The organism is Streptococcus sp. Marseille-Q5619 (genome assembly GCF_946901205.1).
Lineage (GTDB): Bacteria > Bacillota > Bacilli > Lactobacillales > Streptococcaceae > Streptococcus.
Genome location: NZ_CAMPPO010000007.1, coordinates 43022 through 61025, shown reverse-complemented (window position 1 = coordinate 61025; position 18004 = coordinate 43022). Strand labels below are relative to the sequence as shown.

15 protein-coding genes are annotated in these 18004 nt (G+C 41.3%); 1 reads left to right on the top strand and 14 read right to left on the bottom strand.

Annotated features, from left to right (window positions below):
- From OC530_RS09020 to OC530_RS09005, 4 genes are read right to left on the bottom strand one after another with little or no spacing between them, the layout of a single operon-like run.
- On the bottom strand, window positions 1-822 hold the full coding sequence (locus OC530_RS09020; protein ID WP_000185294.1) for a PTS system mannose/fructose/sorbose family transporter subunit IID: 822 nt from the start codon (window positions 820-822) through the stop codon (window positions 1-3).
- Entirely contained in the window at window positions 809-1714 is a 906-nt protein-coding gene (locus OC530_RS09015) for a PTS mannose/fructose/sorbose/N-acetylgalactosamine transporter subunit IIC (RefSeq protein ID WP_049522380.1), read from the bottom strand. The genes OC530_RS09020 and OC530_RS09015 overlap by 14 nt, the downstream gene beginning before the upstream one ends.
- Window positions 1715-1740: 26 nt before the next feature.
- Complete coding sequence (locus tag OC530_RS09010; protein WP_049522379.1) at window positions 1741-2217, bottom strand: PTS system mannose/fructose/N-acetylgalactosamine-transporter subunit IIB; 477 nt, start codon at window positions 2215-2217, stop codon at window positions 1741-1743.
- Window positions 2214-4001: a beta-galactosidase family protein gene (locus tag OC530_RS09005; protein WP_262081108.1), complete on the bottom strand. Its 1788-nt coding sequence runs from the start codon at window positions 3999-4001 to the stop codon at window positions 2214-2216. Before OC530_RS09005 ends, OC530_RS09010 begins: the two co-directional genes overlap by 4 nt.
- A 347-nt stretch (window positions 4002-4348) precedes the next feature.
- On the opposite strand from OC530_RS09005, the gene OC530_RS09000 reads away from it, so the two are divergent.
- Window positions 4349-5065 (top strand): GntR family transcriptional regulator, encoded by a 717-nt coding sequence (locus tag OC530_RS09000; RefSeq protein WP_262081107.1) that lies wholly within the window; start codon window positions 4349-4351, stop codon window positions 5063-5065.
- Between the two features lie 259 nt (window positions 5066-5324).
- On the opposite strand, the gene purB is transcribed toward OC530_RS09000, so the two are convergent.
- From purB to purF, 10 genes are all read right to left on the bottom strand, one after another.
- Complete coding sequence (gene purB, locus OC530_RS08995; protein WP_262081106.1) at window positions 5325-6620, bottom strand: adenylosuccinate lyase; 1296 nt, start codon at window positions 6618-6620, stop codon at window positions 5325-5327.
- 173 nt (window positions 6621-6793) lie between these two features.
- Complete coding sequence (locus tag OC530_RS08990) at window positions 6794-9181, bottom strand: AAA family ATPase (protein ID WP_173213937.1); 2388 nt, start codon at window positions 9179-9181, stop codon at window positions 6794-6796.
- A gap of 22 nt (window positions 9182-9203) precedes the next feature.
- Window positions 9204-10277, bottom strand: coding sequence for a 5-(carboxyamino)imidazole ribonucleotide synthase (purK, locus tag OC530_RS08985; protein WP_262081105.1), 1074 nt, complete (start codon window positions 10275-10277; stop codon window positions 9204-9206).
- Window positions 10264-10752: a 5-(carboxyamino)imidazole ribonucleotide mutase gene (gene purE, locus OC530_RS08980; RefSeq protein ID WP_203175729.1), complete on the bottom strand. Its 489-nt coding sequence runs from the start codon at window positions 10750-10752 to the stop codon at window positions 10264-10266. Before purE ends, purK begins: the two co-directional genes overlap by 14 nt.
- A 191-nt stretch (window positions 10753-10943) precedes the next feature.
- Complete coding sequence (gene purD, locus OC530_RS08975; RefSeq protein WP_261022656.1) at window positions 10944-12206, bottom strand: phosphoribosylamine--glycine ligase; 1263 nt, start codon at window positions 12204-12206, stop codon at window positions 10944-10946.
- A gap of 121 nt (window positions 12207-12327) precedes the next feature.
- Window positions 12328-13875 carry a bifunctional phosphoribosylaminoimidazolecarboxamide formyltransferase/IMP cyclohydrolase gene (gene purH, locus OC530_RS08970; protein ID WP_262081104.1) on the bottom strand — a complete coding sequence of 516 codons (1548 nt, stop codon included), beginning with the start codon at window positions 13873-13875 and terminating at the stop codon, window positions 12328-12330.
- Window position 13876: 1 nt separating this feature from the next.
- The gene (locus OC530_RS08965) at window positions 13877-14578 is read right to left on the bottom strand and encodes a hypothetical protein (protein WP_001045459.1); all 702 of its coding nucleotides are present in this window, start codon (window positions 14576-14578) and stop codon (window positions 13877-13879) included.
- The gene (gene purN, locus OC530_RS08960; RefSeq protein ID WP_262081103.1) at window positions 14575-15141 is read right to left on the bottom strand and encodes a phosphoribosylglycinamide formyltransferase; all 567 of its coding nucleotides are present in this window, start codon (window positions 15139-15141) and stop codon (window positions 14575-14577) included. The genes OC530_RS08965 and purN overlap by 4 nt, the downstream gene beginning before the upstream one ends.
- Entirely contained in the window at window positions 15138-16160 is a 1023-nt protein-coding gene (purM, locus tag OC530_RS08955) for a phosphoribosylformylglycinamidine cyclo-ligase (protein ID WP_262081102.1), read from the bottom strand. Before purM ends, purN begins: the two co-directional genes overlap by 4 nt.
- 322 nt (window positions 16161-16482) lie before the next feature.
- Window positions 16483-17925, bottom strand: a complete 1443-nt coding sequence (purF, locus tag OC530_RS08950) for an amidophosphoribosyltransferase (RefSeq protein WP_140834211.1) — start codon at window positions 17923-17925, stop codon at window positions 16483-16485.
- Window positions 17926-18004 lie beyond the last annotated feature (79 nt).

The following is an 18004-nucleotide window of genomic DNA, read 5'->3' as shown; positions in this document are numbered from 1 at the left end:
TTATGCGCCCATTCCAAGTACAAATTTACCAAAGGCAGAAAGAGCCAAAGCAAGTACGATAATAATACCGATAGCTTTAGTAGAGTTCATACCTTTCTTACCAAGCAACCAGAAGATAAAGGCAGTAAAGATTGCTGGAAGCAAGCGTGGGAAGATTTGGTTCAAGATGTCTTGGAAGTCAATCATCTTCTCACCGATTGCCCATTTGTAAGAAATTTCAAAGTTGATCATTGTTGCTACAAGAGCACCCATCATGAAGACACCAAGTACAGATGCAGCGTCAATCAAAGCTGTCAAGGTACTTTGCATGTTGTTGATAAGGTTAACCCCTTCTTTGTAGGCAAATTCCAACTGTTTCCAACGGAAGATGTCATACGCTACTGCAACTGCGATCCAAAGGAAGATACCCCAAGGTTGACCACCGATAGCCATAGTTGCTGCGATAGATCCCATGATAGCAGGTACAAGTGAACCAAAGATTGTATCTCCAAGAGGAGCAAATGGTCCCATCAAACCTGTCTTGATACCGTTAACGGCATCTTTTGAACCTACACCATCTTTTTCTTCCATGGCAAGGTCAAAACCAGCGATAATGGTGTGGAAGAATGGTGAAGTATTGAAGAATTGAGTATGAACTTTCATCATTTCTTTCAATTCAGGAGTGCCATCCCCATACATTTTACGCAATTGAGGCAAAATCATGTAAAGGTAACCAGAAGCTTGCATACGTTCGTAGTTCCAACCTAATTGGAAAGTAAACAAGCTACGTTTATTGATTTGGTTAAAATCTTCTTTTGTAAGTTTGTAATTAGAATTCGTCATCTTCGATTTCCCCACTTTCTGATGGTGTAGAAGGTGCTGCCACAGCTACTTTTTGGCTATTTTTGAAGTGAAGCACTGCAAGGAAGATACCTACGATAGAAATACCAATCATAGACAATCCTTTGAAGTTGTTCACGAAACCAATTTTTTCAGCAACATCTTTAGGTAGAGTACCGATAACACCTGCAACAGCGCCACCAAGACCTGTTACATATGAGTAAAGAACAGTCAACATAGCTGTCAAACCAAATCCCATAGCAAGGTAGTGAAGGTTACGTTTAACTGGAAGGTAACGAAGCAAGATTGCAAATCCAAGACCTGGAAGCATACGTCCTGCGAGTGTCAAACCATCTGCAACCCATTGGTATTTTGTAACGAAATCTACTACGTGTTGTACAAATTCACCACCAAAAGCAAGCGCAAAGAAGACTGGAAGGGCACGAGATAGAGCCCAAGGAATCGCACCAAGTAGGTAGTTGCGTTCAATACCTTTATAGTCAAAGCGTTCGATTGCAGCATCCACACGGTGAGCAAAGAAAGTAGTTGTCATACGTCCAAGAACGTCGAAGTATGTCAAGAGAGTTGCTACTGGCACAGCGATTGTTGTAATCGCAAGTGCTGTATCAATTCCTTGTGAAACAGAGAAGGCTGTCGCAAGAACCGCACCAGAAGTAGCGTCGATACGAGAAGCACCACCGAAGGTACCAACCCCAAGAACGAATAGCTGCAAGTTACCACCGATAAGCAGACCAGTAGTCACATCTCCCATAATTAAACCAGTAATGAAACCAGCAAATACAGGGGAACCTGCAGATGAAACGATCGTCAACTCATCACAGATTTGATAAGCTGAGTACAAAGTGAGAAGTAAAATTTGCCACCATTGTATCATAACAATGACCTCCTAAAAATTTTTTCCTATTTTAATAAGCTCAAAAAGTCTGAAATTGGATCATTTGGAACCATTTGAGCAGTAAGTTTAACACCTTTTTCTGCCAATTTGTGGAAGTCTTCCACATCCTTGTCTACTACGTTGATAGAACGTGTGATGGGGCGAGTTTCTGGTGTTTGAGACATATTCCCAACATTAAGGGTTTCAATTGGTACACCTGCTTCAACCAAACCAAGGAAGCGGTCTGGTTTGCGAGCCACGATAAAGAGACGTTGGCTATCGTATTTTCCAGCAAGAATATTGGCTGCCGCTTTCTCAATTGGCAAAATACTCAATTTCACACCTGGTGGTGTCGCAAGTTTCAAACCACTCTTTTCAACGTCATTGTTGACAACTTCGTTATCTACAACCATAATACGTGAAACATTTAGTTTTCCAGCCCAAAGATTGGCTACTTGTCCGTGGATCAAACGTCCATCGATACGGCATCCTACAATTGTCATAAGTTTTCCCCCTTTATATGTTTTAGTGTAGGTTTACGAGTTAAATGAATCTCTTCTTTATATTGGCCCTCTGTTTCAAAGATGATGATACGATTGGCACCTTCCTTGAGATAGCTATGAGGAATATAAAGAGAGAGGGTTGGGCCGACGTTCCAAAAACGTCCTAGATTCTGCCCATTGACAAAGGCAACTCCCTTACCAAACTCAGATAAGTCTAGGTAAGTATCTTTTGGCTCTTGGACGGTAAAGTCATAAGCGTAAAAGGCTGGTTGCCCTTGAGTCCATCCTTTTGAAAAATCAATTTTCTCAGGATTGTCTAGTGGGAGTGGATAGTGTTTCCAGTTTAGTAAGAAGTGCAAATCCTTACAAACCCCTGTCCGAATTCCCTTACGTTGCGTATCTGCTAAGAACTTATGTCCATAGTTGACACGCCCCATATTTTCTACCAAGATATCCAATCTAGACAGCGCTTTCTTTTCACCTTGATAAAAAATATCTTCCCCAATCTCTGTCTGATATTGGGTTTTGACCCACTGACCATCGACATAAAGCTGGGCCCTATCTCGACCATCAATGATACGAAGTCTTTCTTCTTCTGCATCCCAGTTTGTTTCTGTTCGATAAAGTAGGTAGCCATAACTTTGTCCCAATTCCTCCATCTTTTTAGGATAGAGACTTTCTACAGGACTTGACAAGCTATCCAAGGTTTCAAACAAGGAAACTTTTTCAGCCAGTGGAATAGCATCCAACTCCATACTCTCTTTGTAGAGTGGTTCCAACTGCGGATACTCTGGAAAATGTGTTGCCATCATCTTCTTGACTGCCAGATATTTGGCAGTTGGATTTCCTTCCTCATCTAGAAGGGCATCGTAATCATAAGATGTAACTTGTGGCAGGTCCAAAGTCCCTCGAGCCGAACAACCATTCATGAAGCCAAAGTTTGTACCACCGTGGAACATGTAGAGATTGATGGAGCCTTGTTCCAAAACCTCTCGAACTGCATCTGCCAATTCTTTTGGATCCCGTGTGATAATCGGTTCCTTCCAACGATTGAACCAACCATCCCAGAACTCCATACACATGAGCGGCCATTTCTTACCATGCTCATCAAAGAATTCCCGCATCTGTGAAAAGTTGTACGGAGCTTTAGAACCAAAATTCCCTGTCACAAAGAGGTCATCTTCGATTAAAGTTCCTGCTTTCAGAGTAGCTCTCCATGGACCATCTGATGTAAAGAGGGGACAAGTTACGCCACGCTCTTCCATCAACTGTCGAATTGCTCTCAGATAAGCCTTATCTTCTCCATAAGAGCCATACTCATTTTCAACCTGCATCATGAGGATGTTTCCACCATTGTTCAACAAATGTGGAACCAATCGTGACAAGAGCTGGTCATAATAGCGACCGACAGCTTCAATATAGGCAGGATCTGAGGAACGAATCCTCATGTCTTTGGTTAAGAGCCAGGCTGGTAAGCCACCGAATTCCCATTCCGCACAGATGAAGGGTGACGGACGAACGATAGCGTAGAGACCCAAATCTTGTGCTGTCTGAAGAAACCGCTCCAAATCCAGAGCTCCTTCAAAGCGAAACTCACCCTCACGAGGCTCGTGTAAATTCCAAGCCACATAAGTCTCTACCGTATTAAAGCCAAGAGCTTTCAAGTTATAGAGCGAATGATACCAATCTTCTGGAGGAACCCTAAAATAATGAATGGCGCCGGACAAAATCTTGAACGGTTTCCCATCTAAATAGAAATCGTCTCGTATCTCAAATCGTGTCATAAAACTACCTTTTGATTGCAAAAGTTTGCGCTTTCACTCGTTGTTATAGTAATTATAAACCAATCTGTTTGAATTGTCAATAGAAATTGTCGGAATATTTACTGTAATTTTACCATTATACACACGTTCAATTAGTTTCAAACATTTTCAGACCCATTTCAAACGCTCTTTACATTCAGAATATGGAACCTAAAATAATTTTGTATAAAATACATTTATAAAATATGAGTAATGCTTATGTAGCTTAATTTTTCAAACTATTTTTCTAATTTTTTATTCAAAAGACTACTATTTTTTTCGCTTTTATGGTAAAATTTTCTGTGGAGAAGGAAAATAGAGGTAAAAATATGGCAATTCCCAAATATCAATACATAAAAGACGAATTAAAAAATAAAATCATCTCTGGGCAGTTTAGCAGTGGAGATAAATTTTACACTGAAGCAGAGCTCATTTCAATGTACGATGTCAGTTCTATCACAGTTGTCCGCGCCTTAAACGACCTTGCTAAAGATGGCTATATTGTCCGCCAACAAGGAAAAGGAACCTTCGTTTCACGTGCACGCAAACACAAGCTTGTAGAGTTTTCAGATATTGAACTCTTTAATGCTAAAGATGATAAGGTAACTGTTCTTTCAATTGAACGCGGAAACAAACTCGCTTACTTGGAAAAATTGGGTCTACGCGGCGATCAATTCTACTACAAGATTGAACGTATCCGCGAATCAAACGGTGTCGTTTATATCTACCACACATCTTACATTCCAGAACAATACATCAACGCAAATTATCCAAATCTTGAATATTATAGCTCTATCTATAACCGTTTCAAATTGGATTACCACATTCATATGAATGATGAACATTTTGAAGAAATCAATGAAATAACATTTCCAACTCCAGAACATGCGGCTTCGGTCCTCGGAGTCGATGAGCAATTCCCAACCGTTTTACAAACCAAGACTACTAAGTTAGAATCCACTGGCCAAGTTCTCGCATACAGCGAAACTTATAAACGAGCGGATTACTACAAGATTAAATTCATCTCATGTGACCGTGATCACTAAGAAGAAAGCCTGAGCCTAATCGCTTGGGCTTTTTTCTATGCTTATTATATGACATAGTAGATTGAAATAGAATATGGACAAATCGATTAGGAAATTCAAATCAATTTCTAGTAATATTTTAGAAGTCACAGTATACTATTCTATATTCAACATATTATAAAATATTGGTTATTTTTTTCAAAAGCACTTTAATAAAAAAGAAACATCGAAGTTCTGCTACTCCAGTAAATAGAGTAATAGAACTTCGATTTTATTTTAATTATCCTAAACCAAGACGTTCAAAGATATCATCCACTCGTTTAGTGTAGTAAAGAGGGTTGAAAATCTCGTCGATTTCCTCTTGTGTGAGGCGTGATGTTACTTCTGGATCTGCTTCCAACAGTGGTTTAAAGTCTACTTGATTATCCCAAGAGTAGGCTGTTTTTGGTTGTACCAAGTCATAGGCTTGCTCACGGGTCATCCCTTTTTCAATCAAAGTCAACATAGCCCGTTGGCTAAAGATCAAACCAAATGTAGAGTTCATGTTGCGAATCATGTTTTCTGGGAAGACCGTCAAGTTCTTGACAATATTTCCAAAGCGGTTGAGCATGTAGTCAATCAAGATAGTTGTATCTGGTGTGATGATGCGCTCAGCTGATGAGTGGGAAATATCGCGTTCGTGCCAGAGAGCAACGTTTTCATAGGCTGTAATCATGTGACCACGGATAACACGCGCCAGACCAGTCATATTTTCAGAACCGATTGGGTTGCGTTTGTGAGGCATTGCTGAAGATCCTTTTTGCCCTTTAGCAAAAAATTCTTCTACTTCTCGTTGTTCTGATTTTTGCAAACCACGAATCTCAGTCGCCATACGCTCGATTGAAGTCGCGATGCTAGCAAGGACTGCAAAATACTCAGCGTGAAGGTCGCGAGGAAGCACCTGTGTAGAGATTTCTTGAGCACGGATACCAAGCTTGTCGCAGACGTATTGCTCCACAAATGGTGGGATATTTGCAAAATTACCAACCGCACCAGAAATCTTACCAGCCTCAACACCAGCAGCCGCATGCTCGAAACGCTCGATATTGCGCTTCATTTCGCTGTACCAAGTCGCCAATTTAAGACCAAAAGTTGTCGGCTCAGCGTGCACCCCGTGGGTACGCCCCATCATGATGGTGAACTTGTGCTCCTTAGCCTTATCAACGATGATGTTGGTGAAGTTTTCAAGGTCACGACGGATGATGTCGTTGGCCTGCTTGTAGAGGTAACCGTAGGCAGTATCCACCACGTCGGTAGAAGTCAAACCATAGTGGACCCACTTGCGCTCTTCACCAAGAGTCTCAGAGACCGCACGCGTGAAAGCCACCACATCGTGACGAGTCTCTTGCTCGATTTCAAGAATACGGTCGATGTCAAAGTCCGCCTTCTCGCGAATCAAAGCCACATCTTCCTTAGGGATTTCTCCCAACTCAGCCCATGCCTCGTCAGCCAAGATTTCCACCTCAAGCCAAGCACGGTATTTATTTTCTTCACTCCAAATATTCGCCATCTCAGGGCGAGAGTAACGGTTGATCATGTTGTTTCTCCTTAAAAATCTTTTTTATCTATGAGGCTCAGGAAACTTTGCATTATTAGATGCTAAATTAGGGTTTGTAGAAAATAACATTAGGAAGTAATAATCCTTTGATTACTCTAATCAGCTATCATGCAAACTTCAACCATTGCAATAAGTCAAATGGTATGATTCTCTTATTCTAAAATCTCACACTTCCATTGTTCAAGTCTATTTTCCGCATTTGATACACCCTCTAAATGTTTTAAAACATGTAAATCATCTAAAAGATAAAGTAAAACTAGTAAATCTCTAGCTGTTTTTTTTCGTTCTTCATCAGAAATGGTATCAAAGAAATCAATACTCAAAGTTTTAACCGGATCCTTAAAATGACTTTCACCGTTTAAAACCAGTCTATACATAAGATTCTCAAAATAAGTTCTGTATTCTTTATCAATTTTTTCAACAATTAAAGGATCTGTTGTTAGCTCGGCAATTCCCTTCTTATAATTAAAACTACCATAGGCTTCTAAAATTTTTCTCATTGCATTCCCAACAAAACTTTCCGAAGTAGGTGTACTATTTCCCAATGCATAACCGAAGACTATTTCAAGTAGTTCTGTATAATCGTGAGTACTAGTTTTGAATTCTTGTAATTTACCAGAAACCAATTCTAACTTCTTGTATTTAGATTTTTGTCCACCTTCCTCTTCTTTACAGGATTCCATTATCTCTTTCAAAAAGATATCAAAGTCATATATTGTTTGTTTATCATGGGTCATTAGTAAAACTCTAGTATTACTATTCCCCTTAAAAAATCTAGTTAAACAGTATTTTAAATACGAGGTTATTCCAACTTTATTTTCCATATCAAAACTAGAAATTGGATCGTCAATAACAATAAAATATTCATGACTATAAGCATCTGCTAACTCTCTCTGTTGAATTATCTCAGTAAAGAAATAACATAATGCCAGCGCATTTCGTTCCCCTACGGAAACCCTACTGGGGACCACAGACTTACCTCTTGATAACAGATAGTATTTTCCGTTTTGATTCTGTATAGCTAACCGATTTTTTGAAAAAAATATGTAATTTAAACTTTTATTAATTTCATCAACTGCAATATCTATATTAAGTTTCTTGTCTTCTAAATCAGAAATCTGCTTCTCATAATCCTTTACTCGTTTACTACTGCTATTATAATTATTTTCACAAATTGCTTTTTTATTTGTTTTCTCTTGAAACTTTTTGTATGCATCTTGAATTTCATAAAAAGCTAATTCATTATTTATTTGAAGGAGATCTACTTTTAACTTTTGAATATCCGAGATTTCTGAATTATGTTTGATAATTGCTTGGTTAATTTTTTCAATATCATGCTCTGCTTGACTTAATTCTTGAGAAAAGCTTATATTAGGTAACTCAACTATATTATATGGATTATCAATCTTCTTATCGATTATTGAGTTAATTTCGTTAAATTTAGCATTCAAAGCATTAATACTATTTTGATAAGACTGAATTAATATTGGATCTATCTGTTCATAACCAGAAAAATCTTGATTAATCTCATCAATTTTTTTACCTCTCAATGCGGATTGGTGTTCTTCGACTGCTCTTGATAGTAGTTTAGTTATGCCATTCGTGAGTTCAACTTTAACATCTTCTGATACTGATTGAGTACAGAAAGGACATTTTTTTTGATGTTCATCTTCAAAGAAATCTTTAACTTCTCTCAAATGACGTTCACCTTTTGTGGAATCAGATAATAATGTCAGTAAATACTTATCCCTAGAATTCAACTCAGGTTCTTCGATTTTTTCAGACAATAAAGTTGATAATTCATTGCTATCAAAATTAATATCAGGTAAAGATAGTTCATTATTTATAGTAACTGCGGAATCTCTTATTGAAAAATATCTAGCTTTTTTATTGTTGAATTCAACCTCTAACTCATTTTTATCTAAGATTGGTTGTAAATCAACAAAATTTTGAAAGGTATTATTATGAACGGGAGATGCAGCTCGATTTCCTTTTATCTCCCTATCTCTTTCGGCCCAGTTGCCTACTCCTTTCAAAGAATCTGTCATTTCCTTTTTCCAAAAGTCTGGAGATTTTTCATTTTTTTCATCTAAATATTCTTCATATTCAGCATAATAATCTTGAGATTCAATTTGTGATTCTGATAACTGCGTTCTTAATCTATCCAGTTCCTCATCGATATCAACCTGTTCACCTAAAATTACAATTGTATCTAACCCTTCTTGAGCAATTTTGACTTTCTGATCAACATAGTGTTCATTGAAAACAAATATCGATTTTCGTTCAGTATCACTAAGTACAATATTATTATTATTTTTATCAATAAATGATACTCTATCGGTTCCAAACTCACCATTTTTTAATTGATTTATTCCTCGAGCAATTGTACTTTTCCCTGAACCATTCCTTCCAAACAATAAACTTGCCCTATCGTTTTGTACTGGATTTGTTCCCTCAAAATTTCCTTCAAAGAGTTCTAATTTTGTTTCATCTTCAAAAATACCTGATTTTATATTAATTCCTTTAATTTTTTCAAACATTTTTTCTTTAGACCCCTCTCCCCTAAAACTCTCCCACACTATCTGGTTCATCACTAAATAAAGTCACATGTCCCATCTTGCGGTTGTGCTTCGCTTCTATTTTACCATACATGTGGAGGTGGGCGCTTGGATTTTCTGTGACATATTTTTCAGCAGCTTCGACATGCTGGCCGAGGACATTGAGCATGACGGCTGGAGCATGCAGTTTGATAGCTGGCAATGGTGCCCCCAGAACACCCAGAATATGGGCATCAAACTGGGAGAAGTCGCAAGCTTCAATAGAGTAGTGCCCAGAGTTGTGTGGTCGTGGGGCAATCTCGTTGACAATGATATCATCAGCTGTCGCAAACATTTCCACGCAAAGGGTTCCAGACAAGTTGAGTTGCTCAGCGATTCTCACTGCCATAGCTTTGGCTTTCTCGGCTAAACTTTCAGAAATGCGAGCAGGCACAATAGTTTTTGAAAGGATATTGTTTCGGTGGATATTTTCCTGAACTGGGAAAACCGTCACGTCCTTGCCATTTCCTGATACAATGACAGAAATTTCAAGGTCAAAATTGACAAATTCTTCCAAAACACAGTCTGCTGAATCCGCTAGTGCATAGGCTTCTTCCAAGTCTGCTTCTGAGCGAATGACCTTTTGCCCATGCCCATCGTAGCCACCCGTCGCAGTCTTAAGGACATAGTTTTTCGATAGGTCAATATCTGCCAATTCTTGGCTTGAGGCCACAACCTTGTAGGGTGCCACAGTGACTTGTGCCTTGTTTGAGAGGAAGCCCTTTTCAAAGATGCGATTTTGAGAAATACGGAGTAGGTCTGTCCCTTGTGGAAGTTGCCCATCCTTGACAACTGCATCCAAACCGTCAGCATCTACATTCTCAAATTCATAAGTCAGGACATCGCAACGCTCAGCCAACTGACGCAGAGCATCCACGTCATTATAAGGCGCCACAATGATTTCCGCTACGCGAGAGGCTGGGCAATCAGCCGCAGGATCCAGCGCGATAACCTTGTGCCCCATGTAGATAGCAGAAATAGCCATCATCTGACCCAGCTGGCCGCCACCTATAATTCCGATTGTTTTAGATGAGCTCATTTGTAGACTCCTCTGCGATTTTTCCTTGCTCTTCTGCAAAATCTGCCAATGCTGTCGCGATAGTCTGATCTTCTACTGAAAGGAGACGGAGGGCGAAGAGGGCAGCGTTAGTCGCACCTGCTTCACCAATAGCCATTGTCGCAACAGGCACGCCACCCGGCATCTGCACAATGGAATAAAGTGAATCCACGCCACTAAGAGCACGTGATTTGACGGGCACCCCAATGACAGGAAGGGTTGTTTTGGCTGCTACCATCCCTGGCAAATGGGCTGCTCCTCCAGCGCCAGCGATGATGACCTTGATACCACGACTACGCGCTTCTTCGGCATGCTTGAACATAAGGTCTGGTGTGCGGTGGGCAGAAACAACTTTCTTTTCGTAGGCTACACCGAAGCGGTCTAGAACCTCTGCTGTTTTTTGCATGGTGGCCCAGTCGGATTTTGAGCCCATGATGATGGAAATTACGGGTTTCATTTCTTCTCCTTTTTCCTCTTTTTCAACAATCACCTTAGGTTGTGAGGGACGGAAGCAAACCTTCGGTTTCATTTCTACAATTTGAACCTAAGGTCTCAAATTTTCCCTAGACCCGAACAGATACTGTTCTGGTCTTTTCACCACGACGACCATTATCGTGTTTGGCGACTGCGTCGCTTTTTCTTATATCTTTACTTAATTGCCTTGCTTCCGATATCTGTTCGGTAGAAGAGGCCTTCTGTTTTTTGTTTGTCGAGTTGGCTGTAGATGGTGTTTTGGGCATCCTTTACAGTGTCTGCTGTGGTGACTAGCATATAAACACGTCCGCCGTTTGATAGCAGTGCTCTGCTATTTTCCGAAAACTTAGCCCCTGCATAGTAGGTGATGAGGTCGCCTTCTGTCTTGGCTGGCAACTTGACACCTTTTTCATAGTCTAGCGGATAACCGTTGGATGCGACAACCACGCCTAGTGTCACACCCTTGTCCGTCCAGGTGATATTTGGTTCCTTGCCATCAAGAATATCCATAATATTTTGTGCAAAGTCAGATGTCAAACGAGGCAGGATAATTTGCGTTTCTGGATCTCCGAAACGAGCGTTGAACTCGATGACTTTCGGTCCGTCAGCTGTCAAGATAAGCCCTGCGTAAAGAACACCCAGATAAGGGCGACCTTCTTTAATCATCCCTTCGAGGACTGGCTTGACAATGGTGTCAACCGCTGTATAAACTACACTATGTGGTAAGTGTGGAACTGGCGCATAGGCACCCATACCACCTGTGTTAGGCCCTTTGTCTCCATCGTAGGCACGTTTGTGGTCCTGAGCCGTTGGCATGATGTAGAACTTATCACCATTGACAAAGGCAAAGAGTGAAAATTCCTCACCTTCAAGAAACTCCTCGATAACCACACGCGCACCTGAGTCACCAAATTTATTGTCCAAAAGCATCTCGTGAGCTGCTTCGACTGCTTGCTCGACTGTCTCAGCAACGACAACACCCTTCCCAAGCGCCAAGCCATCCGCCTTGACTACGATAGGTGCACCCTGCTTTTCGATATAGGCCTTAGCTTCCTCGAAATCTGAGAATGTGCCATAGGCTGCTGTCGGAACGCCGTATTTGACCATGATTTCCTTGGCAAAATCCTTGGACCACTCCAGCTCAGCTGCCAATCTTGTCGGACCAAAGGCTTTGAGACCAGCTGCATGGAAATCATCCACGATACCAGCCGCAAGGGCGTCATCTGGCCCTATAAAGGTCCAAGCAACATCGTTGGCTTTTACAAACTCAACCAATTTAGAATGTTCGGAAATAGAGATATTTACCACCTCCAAACCATCCAGAGTCATCCCATCATTCCCAGGAGCAACAAAAACCTTTTCTACCTCTTTTGACTCAAGCAACTTCTTAGCAATCGCATGTTCACGACCACCCGAACCGACAACCAACAGCTTCATCTTACAACCTCTTTTGCGAATTATTTACTAACATTATACCACAAACGTTCGTTTTAATCTTGTTTCACTCCGCGTTTTTACGCAAAAAAAGGAAAGAAACTGTTTTCTCTCCTTTACGTTCTTAATGTCTAAAATGTCTCACGCCTGTGAAGACCATGGTCAAGCCATATTTGTCAGCAGCTTCGATGGATTCTTGGTCACGGACGGAGCCTCCCGGCTGGATGATGGCCTTAATACCTGCTTTAGCGATTTCTTCCACGTTATCGGCAAATGGGAAGAAGGCATCGGAAGCAAGCACAGCTCCGTCAAGACGATTTTTAGCTTGTTCAATGGCAATACGCACAGAGGCCACACGATTGGTTTGACCCGGGCCAACACCAAGTGTCATGTGGTCGTTGGTCACAATGATACCGTTTGATTTCACGTACTTGATGGCCTTCCAAGCAAATTCAAGAGCAGTTGCTTCTGTCTCAGTTGGTTGGCGTTTGGTCACCACTTGCCAGTCAGCTGGACTTTCTTTGATAACATCTTGGTTTTGCACCAGAAGTCCACCAACTACACCTGTGTATTCTGCTTCCACTTCACTGGCCTCTTGAGCATCAAATGGCAAGGCAAGGATACGCAAGTTTTTCTTTTTGTTGGTCAAAATGGCTAGCGCTTCATCCGTATAGCTTGGTGCAATGATGATTTCAAGGAATACACCATGCATCTTCTCAGCTGTCGCAGCATCCACCTCACGGTTAAGAACAACGATACCACCAAAGATAGACACTGGGTCAGACTCATAAGCGTAGTCCCAAGCAGTCTCGATGTCATCAGCCTGACCGATTCCACATGGGTTCATATGTTTGAGAGCCACAACGGTTGGACGGTCTTTGAAGTCACGGATGATACGAATGGCCGCATCAGCGTCACGGATATTGTTGAATGACAATTCTTTCCCATTGAGCTGTTCGGCTGAAGCAATGGAATAGTCTGTTGGCAAAGCTTTTTGGTAGAAATCCGCGTCTTGTTGAGGGTTCTCACCGTAACGCATGGCTTGCTTGAGGTCATAAGTCAAGGTCAACTTTTCAGGCTTGCTTTCACCCACTTGAGCTGTGAAGTATTCTGCAATCAAGGCATCATAAGCCGCAGTGTGGCGGAAAACCTTGGCTGCCAAACGTTGACGCGTTTCGTAACTTGTTTCTCCATTTGCTGCCAATTCGTCAAGAACCACAGCGTAGTCAGCTGGATCTACCACAACCGTTACGCTGGCATGATTTTTCGCTGCTGAGCGAAGCATAGATGGCCCACCGATATCGATCTTCTCCACCGCATCAGCATAAGTCACGTCTGGTTTGAGGATGGTTTCCTTAAATGGGTAAAGGTTTACCACAACAAGGTCGATGAGTTCAATCTGATTATCCTTAGCCGCTTCTAAATGGCTATCTAAGTCGCGACGAGCAAGGAGCCCACCGTGGATATTTGGATGAAGGGTCTTAACACGGCCATCCATCATCTCTGGGAAGCCCGTCACATCATCGATCGCAATAGTCTCCACCCCAGCATTGTCAAGGGCAACCTTTGTCCCACCTGTCGAGATAATATCCCAACCAAGTTTTTTGAGTTCTTGGGCAAATTCAACAATGCCCGCTTTATCTGAGACGCTGATTAAGGCGCGTTTAGTCATGTTAGTTATCTTCCTTTTCTAATATCATATACTTCACTTCGTATAAAATATCTGTTAAATACACTTCTTTTGAAGCCTTTCCAAATACAGGATATTTAATAATTTTTTTAATCCCACTATCTATAAGTTTGATTAAAATTACCATTATAGCTACAATAATAATTATATTTCCAAACGTTTCGCCAGAAATGTTTGTTTTATCTTCAACGAATAATCTATTTAAAGCCAGAGTAATAGTTGCTGTTACCAAAACTTTCCCAATAGTACCTATAGCTTTAACTATATTTTCATATTTTTGTAGCTGACTATTTCTTTTCTCGCTTAAATCATTAACCAACATATCAGCGACTTCTTTAGCATTATCTCCGTAAAGATATTTCAATCTATACTTGACTTTATCACATAATTTGGTAAATTTACTAGGCACCCCAACTGAAACTTCATCAAATTTTATAGTATAAAATAAAACTAATACTGTAAAAATTATGGTAAGAAAAATAAGAATATTCCTCAAACAAACAAATTTAGGGAAAAATTGGAATACAATTGCAGCTCCTATGATAAACAGTATCCATAAGATAAAGTATATCATCAACCTTTGTCTCTCTTTCCGTATTTCAGGATAAAATTGTTTTTCATATTCATTAAAGGATGCTTCAAATTCTTTTATATTTTTCAACAAATCATCAACTACTTTATTCATAAAATTCTCTTATTTATCCTTTCCACTCCCAAACTATCCAGCACCTCTGGATACAACTTATACTCTGCTTCATGAATCCGTTCTTCAAAACTGTCAATGGTATCATCAGCTAACCGTGGCACACGGACTTGTTTGATGATCTTACCAGTGTCCACACCAGAATCTACCCAGTGAATGGTCACGCCGCTCTCAGCAACGCCAGCATTCCAAGCATCCTCAATCCCATGAGCTCCTGGAAATTCTGGCAGGTAGGCTGGATGAATGTTGATGATTCGGCCTTCATAGGCTGCCAATAAGGTTGGCCCAACGATTTTCATATAGCCAGCTAGACAAACCAAGTCAATCTGGTGCTCTTCCAAGAGTTCGACAAGGGCTGCTTCGTAGTCTGCCTTGCTCTCAAACTCCTTGAGCTCAAAAGCATAGGACAGAACGCCAAGCTTTTCTGCCCGCTCAAGCACATAGGCGTCACGATGGTCTGAAAAAACAAACTCTACTGGAAATTGTTCCGCTATCACCTGAAAATTTGAGCCATTACCAGAGGCAAAAACCGCTATTTTTTTCATTTGATGATGACACTTTCGTTTTCTTTCTTGACGATACGACCAATTTCATAGACTGGTTCATCCAACAATTCCTTGACACGACTTACATTTCCAGGGCTAACTGCTAGCATAAGTCCCACACCCATATTGAAGATTTCAAACATTTCTTCGTGTTTGATCTGACCGTATTTTTCAAGGGCTTTGAAAATTGGTAAAACTGGAACCTTGTCTTCCTCAATCTCAGCTTCTAGGTCATCTGCAAACATACGAGGGACATTCTCGATAAAGCCACCGCCTGTGATGTGGGCAATGCCGTTGATCAACTCTTCCTTGATGAGTGGCAAAACAGCCTTGACATAGATACGAGTCGGCTCAAGTAAAACTTCCTTGAGTTGCTTGCCTTCCAATTCTGGCAAGATTTCCTCACCTGTGTAATCCGCAAAGACACGACGGACGAGAGAATAACCATTGGAATGAATCCCACTTGAAGCAAGTCCGAGAAGGACATCGCCTTCTGATACTTTTGAGCCGTCGATGATTTGAGATTTTTCAGCCACACCGACCGCAAAACCAGCCAAGTCATAGTCATCTTCGCCGTACATGCCAGGCATTTCAGCCGTTTCCCCACCGATGAGGGCAGCGCCTGCCTGCACACAACCTTCTGCCACACCAGCAACCACTTGTTCTAGCTTAGCTGGTTCATTCTTCCCTGTCGCTATGTAGTCAAGGAAATAGAGGGGCTCCGCACCTGCAGCGATAATATCATTGACACACATGGCCACACAGTCCTGACCAATGGTATCGTGCTTGTCGTACTTGATAGCCAGCATGAGCTTAGTTCCGACACCGTCAGTCCCCGAAATCAAGACTGGTTCTTTAACCCCTGTTTTTGAAAGGTCAAACATGCCACCGAAACCACCCAGAGCTCCCATGACACCTGCACGCTCCGTACGAGCCACGTGCTTTTTAATTCGTTCAACAACTTCATAACCCGCTTCAACATCCACACCAGATTGAGCGTATGCATTTTTATTTGCCATTTTATTTTTCCTTTTCTTTTTTGGGAAAGATTGCGACGTATTTTTAGATAAACAATTATTTTATCTAATACTCAATGAAAATCAAAGAGCAAACTAGGAAGCTAGCCGCAGGCTGTACTTGAGTACGGCAAGGTGAAGCTGACGTGGTTTGAATTTGATTTTCGAAGAGTATAAAAATACTAGTCAGGGCTCTAGCTTTGCCCCATAGGCAAAGCGTCTACTGACAAATGCTTTAGCTTTTAGTCAGTAGTGAGACGTGGAGCATAAGCATTCTTATTTGTCATTTTGTCTCCTCTTCCTTTAATGGAGAATCTTTATCCGTCTATTTGTAAAAACTGGTCTTTTCTTCCAAACTTCGACGATAGTCTTCTTCATAGTCATAGAGAGGTGTTGGGTAGTCACCGTCAAAGTAAGCGACACAGAGACCACCATTTGGTGCATCTGTTTCAATCCCAATCGAATCAATCAAACCTTCAACAGAGAGGTAAGTCAGACTGTCCGCACCAATGATTTGGCGAGTTTCTTCAACCGTATGATTGGCCGCAATCAGCTCCTGACGGGTCTGGATATCAATTCCATAGAAGCATGGATAAGCTAGCGCTGGACTGCCAATAGCAACGTGAACCTCAGTTGCACCCGCTTCTTTCAAGAGCTGAACGATACGACGAGAGGTTGTTCCACGTACAATAGAGTCATCAATCATAACCACACGCTTGCCTTTTACAACACCAGAAACAGCAGATAGTTTCATCCGCACACCTTGCTCCCGCAATTCTTGAGTCGGTTGGATAAAAGTACGTTGGGTGTATTGGTTCTTGATGAGGCCCATTTCATTTGGTAGCCCGGACTCTTCTGCAAATCCCATAGCCGCGCTGAGGGAAGAATTGGGCACACCGACCACGATATCCGCCTCATGCTTGAATTCTCGCGCCAATTGGGCACCCATACGTTTACGGGCTGTATGGACATTGACACCGTGGATATTAGAATCAGGGCGAGCAAAATAGATATACTCCATAGAACAGATTGCTAACTGGGTATCATCTGTATAACTGTCATACTGGATTCCCTTGTCATCGATGATCACAATCTCACCTGGCTTCAAATCACGAATCCATTCAGCACCAATAACCTCAAAAGCACAAGTTTCAGAGGAAACCACCACCGCTCCGTTGGCCATTTTCCCGATAGAAAGCGGACGGAAGCCATTAGGGTCAAGAGCCGCAATCAACTTGTCTTCAAACAACAAGATATAAGCAAAGCCACCTTTGACAAGGCTGAGCGCCTCCTTGATTTTTCCCATTAAGTTCGGATTGTGACTACGACGAATGAGGTGAGCCAAGATTTCAGAGTCCGAAGTCGCACTGAAAATCGCTCCTCTATCTTCCAATTCTTTCTTGAGAGAGGCTGCATTGGTCAGATTTCCATTATGAGCCAAGCCAAACTGCATATCGTGAAAACGGAAGAGGAAGGGCTGGATATTATCTACAGAAGCTTCGCCAGCAGTCGCGTAACGAACATGCCCAATCGCACCAGTTCCTGTCAATTTATCTAAGTTAGCAGGATTTCTGAACACTTCTGATAGAAGACCCATGTCACGATGGCGCTTCAATTGTCCCTGATCATTGGAGAGGATTCCCGCCCCCTCTTGACCACGGTGCTGAAGACTATGGAGACCAAAATAGGTCAATTTAGCAGCATCTGGATGTCCCCAGATACCGAAAACACCACATTCTTCATTAAGAGATTTTACTTCGTATGTCATTTTATATACCTAATTTTTATTTGTGTAGCACCAAGAGCTAAATCTACATGACTTTTACATTACTGATACTATCTATTAG